The organism is Kitasatospora sp. NPDC001664, from assembly GCF_053596675.1.
On sequence record NZ_JBSFGS010000035.1, the window covers coordinates 46,987 to 59,297 of the forward strand.

Sequence of the window (12,311 nt, forward strand, 5' to 3'; positions counted from 1 at the left end):
ATCGTTTATGACGTATTTCTGGGCTGACGCCCCGTCACCGGCGGCGTCCTGCGTGCTGCCCCGTCGTCAGTGAGGCGATCGACCATGGAACACCGCGCCCGGCCCGTAGCGGACCTGCTGCACCGCGTCCTCTCCGTGCTGCTCACCACCCTGCTCTCGGTGGCGGCGGTGATGGTCCCCGCGTTCCCCGCGCACGCCGAGCGCACCGGCCTGACGTGCCGCTACAAGGACACGCTCCAGGGCGGGATGGTGATGACCGGCAACGGCCTGCTGTTCCAGAACGGCAAGGGCCCGGCCAACGTCGACAACCTCACCGGGCAGTCCACCAACTACGCCTACACCACCCGCAACGACTCCTCGCGCGCCGATCTGGTGCTTCCGGCCGACGCGACGGTGGTCAAGGCGATGGCCTACGTCTACGGCAGCCAGTACTACGCGCCGGGCAGCCCGTACTACGCCAACCCGGACACCTTCCAGATGCGCACCCCGGCGGCCGACTACCAGCGGCTGACCGCCGACGGCGTGGACAACGTGCTGTACAACAACGGCACCTACGGCAACAACCACCAGGCCTACCGCGACGTCACCGCCCTGGTCCGGGCCGGGGGTTCGGGCAGCTACGGCTTCGGCGACACGCCCTACTACACCAACTACGGCAGCCGCGGCTTCGGCGGCTGGGCGCTGGCCGTCGTCTACTCCTCGCCGAGCGCGCCGATGACGCAGGTGGCGCTCTGCGACCAGTGGGCCCGGATGAACGGCACCGCCGTCAGCAACACCTTCGACCTCGGCGTCACCCCCTACTCGGGCGCCCAGCTGAAGCGGGCCTCGATCTACGCCACCGCCACCTACGGCGACGTCAACTACGGCGACTCCATCCAGGTCGCCGGCCGCCAGGTCTCGGACTCGGCCAACCCGGCCACCGACTGGGCCAACGGCACCTGCACCCAGTACGGCAACGACATCCCCGGGCGGAACCCTAGCTCCGGCACCGGCTGGGGCAATGTCGCGATGCCCTGCCCGGACATGGACGTCGACACCATCGACATCACCTCCATCGCCCCGACCACCCGGACCTTCTCCGTCGTGCAGGGCCGGGAGAGTTCGATCGAGGAGATCGGCTACGGCGTGGTCGGCTTCACCTTCGAGCCGAAGGCCGACCCCAAGCTCGACCTCGCCAAGACCGGCAAGCTGAACGACACCAACGGCGACGGCAAGGCCAACCCCGGCGAGACCATCTCCTACGGCTACACCGTCACCAACACCGGCAACATCACCGTGAGCTCGATCACCGTCGCGGACGACAAGATCACCGCGCCGGGAGCGGTCAGCTGTGCCAAGACCACCCTGCTGGTCGGCGAGAGCACCACCTGCACCGCCACCTACACCGTGACCGCCGCCGACGCCACGGCGGGCAGCGTCACCAACCACGCCACCGCCAAGGGCAAGGACCCCAACGGCACCGAGGTCACCACCCCGCAGCGCCAGGTCACCATCCCGGCCGGGCCCGCCCCGGTCCGGGTCACCCTGGACAAGACCGTCACCAAGGCGCCCGCCCCGGTGCCCGGCAGCCCCGGCACCTACGAGACCCAGTACGAGCTGAAGGTCGGCAACGCGGGCTCGGCCACCACCTACGACCTCAACGACGCCCTCAAGTACGGGACCGGACTGACCGTCACCTCCGCCTCCGTCACCAACACCACCCCGGGCGGGCTGAGCCCGGTGGCCGGCTGGGACGGGCGCGGCCAGGTCAAGGTGGCCCAGAACCAGGCCATCGCGGCCGGTACCGAGGCCGCCCCGGCCACCCACGTCTGGCGGGTGACGGTGCGGTACACCGTGGACCCGGGCCAGGCCACCTCCAAGTCCACCGACTGCACCCTGGACGCGGGGGAGAGCGGCACCGGAACCCGGAACGAGGCCAGCGCCACCTCCGGCGGCACCACCTCCAGCAAGGACGCCTGCAGCCCGGTCGCGGCCGTCACCAGTGAGAAGACCCTGGTCTCGGGCAAGCCGACCAGCGGCGGCCAGTGGGAGGCGGTCTACGAGATCACCGTCACCAACAAGGGCGCCGCGCCCGGCACCTACTCGCTGGACGACCGGGCCCGGTTCGGCGCCGGTACCACCGTCAGCTCGGCCAAGGTGACCACCGCCCCGGCCGGCGTCACCACCAACCCGGCCTGGGACGCCCAGGGCACCACCCGGATCGTCACCGACCAGGCGATCGGCGCCGGCACCACCCACACCTACCGGGTGACCATCACCGCCCAGGTGCCCGCCAACCCGGCCGAACCCAAGTCGACCGACTGCACCCTGGACGCGGGGGAGAGCGGCACCGGCCTGCTGAACGAGTCGACCACCACCGTGGACGGCAAGGAGGAGAAGAAGCAGGCCTGCAAGGCCACCTCCAACGTGTCGATGAGCAAGAAGATCTCGCAGCAGCCCACCGCCGTGCCGGGCAGCCCGGGCGTGTACGAGATCAAGTGGGACCTCACCGTCACCAACGCCGGCTCCGCCCCGACCACCTACCAACTGGTCAACGACACCACCAAGTTCGGCACCGGCGTGACCACCGTCTCGACCGCCGTCGCCAACACCGCCCCCGGCGGCCTGGCCGTCAACGCGGGCTGGAACGGCACCAGCGACACCAAGGTCTCCGACAGCCAGACCATCGCGGGCTCGGCCACCCACGTCTACACCGTCACCGTCCGGTACCGGGTCGACCAGGCCACCGCCACCCAGAAGTCCACCGACTGCACCCTGGACGCCGGCGAGTCCGGCACCGGCACCATGAACACCGCGGGCGTCACCACCGACGGCCGCACCTCCACCGACACCACCTGCGCGGGCGTGCCGCTGCTGAAGACCACCAAGACGGTGCAGCGCTCCACCCCGAACGGCGACGGCACCACCACCGTCACCTACCGGATCGACGTCGCCAACACCGGGGGCGGCAGCGGTGCGTACGACCTGGACGACAAGCTGAACTTCGGCGCCGGGATCACCGTGGTCTCCGCCCGGGCCGCCAACACCGCCCCCGGCTCGCTGACCGTGGACCCGGCCTTCAACGGCCAGGACAGGACCCGGATCGTCACCGGCCAGGCCGTCCCGGCCAACACCACCCACAGCTACACGGTGACCGTGGTGGCCAAGGTCCCCGCGTCCGTCACCGACCCGAAGTCCACCGACTGCACCGAGGACCCGGGCGAGAACGGCGCCACCGGCCTCTCCAACACCGCGACCACCTCCTCCTCCGGCGGCACCCAGACCAGCCGGGCCTGCGTGGAGACCCCCAGCGTCACCGTCACCAAGACCTTCACCCAGCAGCCCACCGCCGTCCCCGGGCAGGCCGGCACCTACGAGGTCCGCTACGACCTCACGGTGGCCAACACCGGTGCGGGCCCCGGCTCGTACACCCTGAGCGACACCCTCAAGTACGGCACCGGACTGACCGTCACCTCCGCCACCGGCGCCAACACCACCCCCGGCGGCCTGGCCGTCCGCCCCGACTGGAACGGCACCTCCAAGACCCAGCTGAGCAACACCGAGGCCCTGGGCGCCCGCACCACCCACGTCTGGTCCGTCACCGTCCGGTACACGGTGGACAGCACGACCGCCACCGAGAAGTCCACCGACTGCACCCTGGACGCGGGCGAGAGCGGCACCGGCACCCTGAACCAGGCCGGCATCGACACCAACGGCACCAAGAGCGAGACCACCGCCTGCGCCGGCACCCCGCTGATCCGCACCACCAAGACCAGCCTGGACCTCACCCCGAACGGCAACGGCACCTGGACCCAGACCTACCGGATCGACGTGGTCAACAGCGGTAAGGGGGACGGGCGCTACACGCTCGACGACCGCTTCCGCTTCGGCGCCGGGATCACCGTCCAGCCCACCCCCGCCGTGGCGACCACCGCCACCGGCGTGACGCCCTCGGCGAGCTGGAACGGCCAGGGCGACACCCGGGTGGTGACGGACCAGCAGCTCGCCGCCGGTGCCACCCACAGCTACACCGTCACGGTCACCGTCAAGCTGCCCGCCGGCGGCACCGCCGACCCGGCCTCCACCGACTGCACCTTCGGCAGCGGCGAGAGCGGCACCGGCCTGGCCAACGAGGCCACCACCACGGTGGCCGGCGAGATCGGCACCAGCGTCGCCTGCCGCCGCACCCCGAACATCGCCGTCGACAAGACCGTCTCCAGCGGCCCGACCCAGGTCGCCGGGCAGGCCGACACCTACGACCTGGTCTACGACGTCAAGGTGACCAACACCGGCGCCGGTGCCGGAAGTTACGACCTGAGCGACAGGCTCGCCTACGGCACCGGCGTCACCGTGGTCTCCGCCGCGCTCACCCCCGCCGAGCCGTACGAGGCCGACGCCTTCGACTGGAACGGCCGGGACAAGACCCTCATCAAGAGCGGTGCCCAACTCCCGGGCGAGACCGAGCACCTGTGGCGGATCACGGTCCGCTACACCCTGGACCGGGCCGCCGTCACCAACAGCTCCGGCGACTGCACCCTGGACGCCGGCGAATCCGGCACCGGCACCCTGAACCGGGCCACCGCCACCATCAACGGCGAGACCACCACCAAGGAGGCCTGCGCCCAGGTCGGCGCCGTCCGGGTGGTGAAGACCGCGAGCCCGAGCAACCCGCTGCCCGGCGGAAAGGTCACCTACACCATCACCGTCTCCAACACCGGCGGCACCGACGCCACCGGGTACCGGGTCGAGGACGACCTGACCGGCGTGCTCGGCGCGGCCTCCTACAACGGTGACGCGGCCGCCACCGACGGCTCCGGCGCCGCGGTCACCCCGGCCCCGGCCTACGCCGCGCCCAAGCTGAGCTGGACCGGCACCGTCAAGGCCGGCGGCCTGGTGCGGATCGGCTACACCGTCACGGTGGCCAACCCCGTCCCGGCGGGCCGGACCACCATGAAGAACGCCGTCACCACCGACGACCCCGACATGTGCCCGCCCGGCTCCACCGACCCGAACTGCTCCACCACCGTCAAGCTGCCCCGCCTGGAGCTGACCAAGGCCGCAACTCCCAACCCGGCCAAGGTCGGTGACACCGTCACCTACACCATCACCGCCCGCAACACCGGCGAGGCCGACTTCCCCGGCGCCGAGGTCACCGACGACCTGACGAACGTGCTGACCGGTGCCACCTACAACGGTGACGCCGCCGCCTCCGACGGCGCGGGCGGCATGCTCGGTGCGCCCACGTACACGGCTCCGAAGATCAAGTGGACCGGCCCGATCGCCAAGGGCGAGCAGGTGGTGATCACCTACACGGTGAAGGCCACCGGAGCGACCAGCACCAGCCTGAAGAACCACGTCGAGGCCTCCGGCTCCGACTGCCCGCCCGGCAACACCGAACCCCGGTGCAACCCGGTGGTGCCGCTCGCCAAGGTGAGCGTGGTCAAGACCGCGAGCCCCGCCAACCCCAAGCCCGGTGACACCGTCACCTACACGGTGACCGTCACCAACAGCGGCTCCGCCGCCTACCCGGACGCCACCGTCACCGACGACCTGACCGGCGTGCTCAAGGGCGCCGACTACACCGGCACGGCCACCGCGAACGCCAGTGACGGCTCCACCACCCCGGCCCCGAACTGGGTCTCGCCCAAGCTGAGTTGGAAGGGATCGGTGCCCGCCGGGGCGAATATCGTCATCCGCTACACCGTCAAGGTCAAGAACCCGGTGCCGGCCGACGGGGTCACCCTGAAGAACGCCGTCACCACCGACGTCCCCGGCGTCTGCCCGCCCGGCTCCACCGACCCGGACTGCTCCACCGTCACCCCGCTGCCCCGCCTGGAGATCAAGAAGCAGGTCAGCCCGCAGTCGACGACGCCGCTGAACGTCGGTGACAAGGTCAGCTACACCGTCACCGTCACCAACAGCGGCCCCGGCGACTACCGGGACGCCACCGTGAGCGACGACCTGTCCAAGGTGCTCAACGGCTCCGACGGCGCGGGCGGCGCGGCCACCTACAACGGCGACGCCGCAGCCAAGGACGGCGCGGGCGCCACCCGCACCGCCCCGACCGTGACCGGCACCACCCTGAACTGGACCGGCCCGATCGCCACCGGCGCCACCGTGACCTTCACCTACAGCGTCACCGTCGCCAAGGTCGGGGTCACCCTGATCAACACCGTCACCTCCGAGGGCTCCAACTGCGTCCCGCCGGACCCGGCCGACCCGCAGTGCCGCACGGTGGTCCCCACCCCCGCCCTCAAGGTCGCCAAGACCTCGACCCCCACCAACCCCAAGCCCGGTGACACCGTCACCTACACCGTCACCGCCACCAACAGCGGCACCGGCGCCTACCCCGGCCTGCGGATCGCCGACGACCTGACCGGCGTGCTCAAGGGCGCCGACTACACCGGCACGGCCACCGCCGTCGACGGTGCGGGTGCCCCGCTCACCGCGCCGGTCTGGGCCTCGCCCCAGCTGACCTGGACCGGGGACGTGGCCGCCGGCGGAAGCGTCACCATCCGCTACACCGTCAAGGTCAAGAACCCGGTCCCGGCCGACGGCACCACCCTGAAGAACGCCGTCACCACCAACGTCCCCGACGTCTGCCCGCCCGGCTCCACCGACCCGAACTGCTCCACCGTCACCCCGCTGCCCCGCCTGGAGCTGACCAAGACGGCAACTCCCAACCCGGCCAAGCTCGGTGACACCGTCACCTACACCATCACCGCCCGTAACACCGGCGCGGCCGACTTCACCGGCGCGGTCATCGGCGACGACCTGACCGGGACGCTCGCCCTCGGCGACTACCAGAACGACGCCGCCGCCAAGGACGGCACCGGCGCGGCCCTGACCGCCCCCACGTACACGGCGCCCAAGCTGAGCTGGACCGGTACCGTGGCCAAGGGCGGTAGCGTGGTCATCACCTACACGGTGAAGGTCAGCAAGGTCACCGCCACCCCGGGCGTCAACAAGGTCGAGGCCGAGGGCTCCACCTGCCCGCCCGGCTCCACCGACCCGGCCTGCTCCACCACGGTGACGGTCAAGCACCTGACGGTCCGCAAGACCGCGAACACCACCGAGGTCAAGCCCGGTGACAAGGTCAGCTACACCATCACCGTCACCAACGACGGCAGCGCCGCCTACCCCGGCGCCTCGTTCTCCGACGACCTGTCGAAGGTCATCGACACCGCCGCCTACAACAACGACCACACCGCCTCGGCCGGCACCGCCTCGTACGCGGCCCCGGTGCTCTCCTGGACCGGTGACCTGGCGGTGGGCGCCTCCGCCACCGTGACGTACTCGGTGACGGTGAACAACCCGCCGTCCGGCGACCGCCAGTTGGCGAACACGGTCACCTCGCCGGACTCCAACTGCCCGCCCGGGTCCACCGACCCAGCCTGCTCGACGACCGTCCCGGTGAAGCACCTGACGGTGAAGAAGACCTCCGACCGGACCGTGGTCAAGCCGGGCGACACCGTCACCTACACGGTGACCGTGACCAACGACGGCACCGCGGACGCCCCCGACGCCACCTTCTCCGACGACCTCTCCGCGGTGACGGACGACGCCACCTACAACCAGGACGCCACCGCCTCCACCGGCACCGCCTCCTACGCGGCCCCGACCCTCACCTGGACCGGCGCCCTCAAGCCCGGCGACACCGCCACCGTCACCTACTCCTTCACCGTCAACTCCCCACTCTCCGGCGACAAGCAGCTCGCCAACACGGTGACCTCGCCCGACGGCAACTGCCCGCCCGGCTCCACCGACCCCGCCTGCTCGACGGTGGTCCCGGTCAAGCACCTGACGGTGAAGAAGACCGCGGCCCCCGCCGAGGCCAAGCCCGGTGACAAGGTCACCTACACCGTCACCGTCACCAACGACGGCGGCACGGCCTTCCCCGGTGCCTCGTTCTCGGACGACCTGTCGAAGGTGCTGGACGACGCCGTCTACGGCAACGACGCGACGGCCTCGGCCGGTACCGCCTCGTACGCGGCGCCGACCCTGTCCTGGACGGGTGACCTGGCGGTGGGCGCCTCCGCGACCATCACCTACTCGGTGACGGTGAAGAACCCGCCGTCCGGGGACCGCGAGCTGGCGAACACGGTGACCTCACCGGACTCCAACTGCCCGCCGAACTCGACCGACCCGAACTGCTCCGCCGTGGTCCCGGTCAAGCACCTGACGGTGAAGAAGACCTCCGACAAGGCGGCGGTCAAGCCGGGTGACACCGTCACCTACACGGTGACCGTGACCAACGACGGCAAGGCCCCGTACCCGGGCGCGTCCTTCTCGGACGACCTGTCGAAGGTGCTGGACGACGCCACCTACGGCAATGACCACACCGCCTCGGCCGGCACGGCCACCTATGCGGCGCCGACCCTGAGCTGGACCGGCGACCTCGCGGTCGGCGCCTCCGCCACCGTCACCTACACCGTGAAGGTCAACACCCCCGTCAGCGGGGACGGCAAGCTCGCCAACACCGTGGTCTCGCCCGACTCCAACTGCCCGCCGGACTCCAAGGACCCGGCCTGCACCACCGTCGTCCCGGCCCGGAACATCACCATCGTGAAGACCTCCGGCGCCACCGAGGCCAAGGCCGGCCAGAAGCTCACCTACACCGTGACCGTCACCAACCTGGCCGACGAGCCCGCCACCGCCGTCTCCTTCTCCGACGACCTGACCAAGGTGCTGGACGACGCCACCTACGACCAGGACGCCGCCGCCACCACCGGCACCGTCTCGTACGCGGCGCCGACCCTGAGCTGGACCGGCGACCTGGCCGCCAAGGCCAAGGCCACCGTCACCTACTCGGTCACCGTCAACAACCCGATCACCGGGGACGGCGTCCTCACCAACGCCGTGGTCTCCCCGGACGGCCCCTGCCCGCCCGGCTCCACCGACCCGAACTGCTCCACCGTCGTCCCGGTCAAGCACCTGACGGTGAAGAAGACCTCGGCTCCGGCCCAGGCCAAGCCCGGTGACAAGGTGACCTACACCGTCACCGTGACCAACGACGGCAAGGCCGCCTACCCGGGCGCCTCGTTCTCGGACGACCTGTCGAAGGTGCTGGACGACGCGACCTACGGCAACGACCACACCGCCTCGGCCGGTACGGCGTCGTACGCGGCGCCGACCCTGTCCTGGACGGGTGACCTGGCGGTGGGCGCCTCGGCGACCGTCACCTACTCCGTCACCGTCAACAACCCGGCCACCGGCGACAAGCAGCTCGCCAACACGGTGGTCGCGCCGGACTCCACCTGCCCGCCCGGCTCCACCGACCCGAACTGCTCGACGGTGGTCCCGGTCAAGCACCTGACGGTGAAGAAGACCTCCGACCACACGTCGGCGATGCCCGGCTCCAAGATCACCTACACGGTCGCCGTGACCAACACGGGCAAGGCCGCCTACCCGGGTGCGTCCTTCTCGGACGACCTGTCGAAGGTGCTGGACGACGCGACCTACGGCAACGACCACACCGCCTCGGCCGGTACGGCGTCGTACGCGGCGCCGACCCTGTCCTGGACGGGTGACCTGGCGGTGGGCGCCTCGGCGACCGTCACCTACTCCGTCACCGTCAACAAGCCGATCAGCGGCGACGGCGTCCTCACCAACGCGGTGGTCGCGCCGGACTCCACCTGCCCGCCCGGCTCCACCGACCCGGAGTGCTCGACCGTCGTCCCGGTCCGGCACCTGACGGTCTCCAAGACCGCCGACCGCACCGAGGCCAAGGCCGGCGACAAGGTCACCTACACCCTCACCGTCCTCAACGACGGCGGCACCGCCTACCCCGGCGCCTCGTTCCGCGACGACCTGAGCAAGGTCATCGCTGGCGCCGACTTCAACAACGACCACGCCGCCACCCACGGCCGCGCCTCGTTCAGCGCTCCGCACCTCTCCTGGACCGGCGACCTGGCGATCGGTCAGAAGGTGACCGTCACCTACTCCGTGACCCTCCGCACCCCCGTCCGGGCCGACCAGCTGACCAACCTGGTGGCCGTCCCGGACAGCAACTGCCCGCCCGACTCCACGGACCCGGCCTGCACCACCGTCACCCCGGTGAAGAAGCTGGACGTCACCAAGACCTCCGACGTCACCACCGTCACGGTCGGCTCGAAGATCACCTACACCGTGACCGTCACCAACACCGGAGCCGTCGACTACGCCGGCGCCACCCTCACCGACGACCTCTCCAAGGTGCTGGACGACGCCACCTACAACCAGGACGCCGCCGCCACCACCGGCACCGCCTCCTACACCGCACCGACGATCGGCTGGACCGGCGACCTCAAGGTCGGCGCCAAGGCCGTCATCACCTACTCCGTGACCGTCACCGCCGCAGGTGACAAGCTGCTCGACAACGCGGCCGTCGTCCCGGACAGCAACTGCCCGATCCCGATGGAACCCCGCCGCCTCACCCGGGCCGCCGTCCCCTACGACCCCGACTGCACCACCCACCAGACGGTCCGTCAGCTGCGGGTCGCCAAGAAGGCCGACAAGCAGTACGCAGAGGCCGGCGAGCGGGTCACCTACACCGTCACGGTCACCAACGACGGCACCGCCGCCTACCCGGGCGCGACCTTCGCCGACGACCTGAGCGGCGTCCTGAGCAGCGCCACCTACAACGGTGACGCCAAGGCCGGCACCGGCACCACCGCCTACGCCGCACCGAAGCTCACCTGGACCGGCGACCTCGCCGTGGGCGCGGCCACCACCGTCAGCTACTCCGTCACCGTGAAGAGCGGGGCCACCGCCGAACTGCGCAACCTCGTCACCGCCCCCGACAGCAACTGCCCGCCCGACTCCACCGACCCCGCCTGCCACACCTCGACCACCCCGGGCGACGACGACGGCCCCAAGCCGTCCGCCTCCCCGACCCCGACCCCCAAGCCGCTCCCGCAGACCGGCGCCGACCTCCCGGTCCGCCTGCTGGGCGTGCTCTCCCTCACCGCCCTCGCCATCGGCCTGGGCACCTGGGCCGCCACCCGCCGCCGGACCGGCGAGTGACCGGCTGACGATCCGTCCGACCCCGTGAGCCCTCCCGCCCTCCCCGGGCGGGAGGGCTCACGGCTTCCGCCGCCCGGGTGGAACACGCCCGCCGCCGCCCCCGCCTCCGGCGTCGCCCTGCCCCCGGCCGCTGCAATGAGACCGTCCCCCGCACCCCGTTCCCCGCACCCCGCGCTGGAGGCCCACCCTGAAACGCACGCACCGCGGTCTGGCGCTGGCCCTGACGGCCCTGGCACTCCTCCCGCCGGCCCGGGCCGCCGCCGACCCGCTCCCCAGGATCTCCGTCACCCTGGACGACGGCCGCGACCGGGCCCGCCCCGGCGACCACCTGACCTGGACCGTCACCGTCCACAACCTCGGCCACACCCGACTGGACGGCCTGCGCGTCACCCAGCAGCTCCCCGCCGCCTCGGCGCCCGTGCCCTCGCTCTCGGGTGACGCGGCTCCGGCCGCCACCGTCACCGACGGCACCGCGGTCTGGGACGGCGTCGCCCTGGAGCCGGACGCGACCAGGACGCTGCGGATCTCGGCCGCCCTCGGTGACGACGCGTCAGCCCCCGCCCGCTCGGCCAGCACCGCCTGCGTCCACACCACCGGCGCGGCCGCCCCGCTCGCCTGCGCGACCGACCTCGACCTGCTCGCGGCAGCGCCGCCGGCCGGGACCTGGTCGGTCCCGGCCGTCGCGGTAGCGGTCGGCGGGCTGGGCCTGGCCGCGTTCGTGCTGGTCCTCCGCCGGCGCCGGGCCGCGCTCCGGGTGGCGCAGAACCCGTGACCCGGGCGGGGCGTCCCTCGCCGGGAGCGGTGTCCTGCCAGCGGCTTGGTCGCACCGCCCTGCTCCCCGAGCGTCGAGCCGTACACCGTGGCCGTGCAGAACCGCCGGTCGGCGGTCTCCCGGGCAGGGGCGGCGGTCGGGCCTGTGGCGGCAGCTCGATCTGGTAGCGGATGAAGCCGCGGTTGTCGGCCACCTTGTCGTAGAGCAGGCGGGCGGTGGCGTTGGACTCGTGAGTGTTCCAGTAGACCCGGCCGCAGCCCCGTTCCCGTGCCCACTCCGCCACCGCGTCGATCAACGCCCGGGCCACGCCGCGGCCGCGGACCTCCTCGGCGGTGAAGAGGTCCTGAAGGTAACAGACGTCCGGGCCCGACGTGTTGGCGTGGACCAGGAAGTGCGTGATGCCCACCAGTCGGCCGTCGAGCCGGGCCCCGAGGGCGTGCATCCGGGTGTCCGCCTGGAACTCCCGCCACGACCGCTCGTACATCGCCTCCGGCTCGACCCGCCGGTAGAAGTCGATGTACGCGCGGAACAGGACCTCCCACGCCTCGCGGTCGTC

At 71.5% G+C, this 12,311-nt stretch carries 2 protein-coding genes and 1 pseudogene; 2 read left to right on the top strand and 1 reads right to left on the bottom strand.

From position 1 onward, the window contains the following. Positions 1–84 precede the first annotated feature (84 nt). The gene (locus tag ACWCYY_RS34640) at positions 85–10,983 is read left to right on the top strand and encodes a DUF7927 domain-containing protein (protein WP_449798282.1); all 10,899 of its coding nucleotides are present in this window, start codon (positions 85–87) and stop codon (positions 10,981–10,983) included. Positions 10,984–11,272: 289 nt separating this feature from the next. Continuing rightward, entirely contained in the window at positions 11,273–11,755 is a 483-nt protein-coding gene (locus tag ACWCYY_RS34645; protein ID WP_449798290.1) for a hypothetical protein, read from the top strand. Positions 11,756–12,008: 253 nt separating this feature from the next. Here the strand turns inward: ACWCYY_RS34645 and ACWCYY_RS34650 are convergent. Next, a pseudogene (locus tag ACWCYY_RS34650) lies at positions 12,009–12,239 on the bottom strand (GNAT family N-acetyltransferase); the annotation flags it as partial. Positions 12,240–12,311 lie beyond the last annotated feature (72 nt).